Raw genomic sequence first — 996 nt, 5'->3', positions numbered from 1 at the left:
CGTTTTCACTGCCGCTGTTGTCTGTCCGGTCTGACGGGGCCGGCAGGGTTCTGACCGTACCGTCGGTAAACACAAACGTGATGGACGTGACGCTGCCGCGAACGCACGACAGCGTCCAGTCACCGCTTGCCGTCCCCGACACAATGGCGCCTTCCACCTCCGGAAGCTCAATCCCGTTGGCCGTCAGGTTGTCCCGGCCAATCATCACCTTAAACGGATAGGGGTCGGTGACCTTATTGTTGACCGGCACCCGTCCCAGCAGCGCCGTCATCGCCGTACTGCCCACCAGGGTTGAATTCTCCGGCAGGGTGTACACCGGGTCGACCGGTCCCTCATCCTGGCCGTTGTCCAGCCCCTGACGGTGGTTCGCGTTCCGCTCCAGCGCATTTTTCTCCCGGGTTATCGGGTTATCTTCCAGGAATGAAGAGGCAAAACGGGGAGCCTGTCCCTGCCCGCCCTGCTGCTCTGCCGGTACCGCATCCTGCGGGTCAACCCAGCGAAAACCGTCTGAGTCTCCGCCACCGGAGAAACCGGTATCCAGCCCCAGCCCCACGGGAATATCGCTGCCGCCCGTCTGCGCAGTGGATGAGGATGTACCGCCCGGCGCCAGCCCGTTCAGCATGGCGTTAAACTGGTCCGTCAGCGTGGTTTTCTGCTGCGCCAGAGCCTTCTGTGTCCGGTCTTCTGCATCAGAGACCGCGTCAGCAATACGCTGATCCACCTGGCCGTTGCCGGCCTGCAGCTTCCTGTTCTCCTCCTTCAGCTCCCGGTTCTCCTTCATAATGTCGCCCTGCTGGCGCTGAACCTCCCCGAGCTTGCCCACCAGGGTATTCAGGGTATCCTGCGGCGTGTCGCCTTCTATTCCCAGTTCCCGCAACTGCTCAGGGGTCAGCTGCGGCAGGGGAACCTGCTGTGTCGTTGTCTTCTCCGGGGTACCGGACGTACAGGCGCGCATGCCAACGGCCGCCGCGGCCAGAACGACTGCCGGGATCAACA

Annotated in this window: 1 protein-coding gene; it reads right to left on the bottom strand. The window is 62.9% G+C overall.

The annotated features are described in order from the left end of the window. Positions 1–996: TIGR03752 family integrating conjugative element protein (locus BZK42_RS27880; RefSeq protein WP_143329784.1), on the bottom strand; the 996-nt coding region annotated here is incomplete at both ends.

Source organism: Citrobacter braakii (assembly GCF_002075345.1).
Classification (GTDB): domain Bacteria; phylum Pseudomonadota; class Gammaproteobacteria; order Enterobacterales; family Enterobacteriaceae; genus Citrobacter; species Citrobacter braakii.
This window is presented reverse-complemented; position numbering and strand designations above follow the sequence as displayed.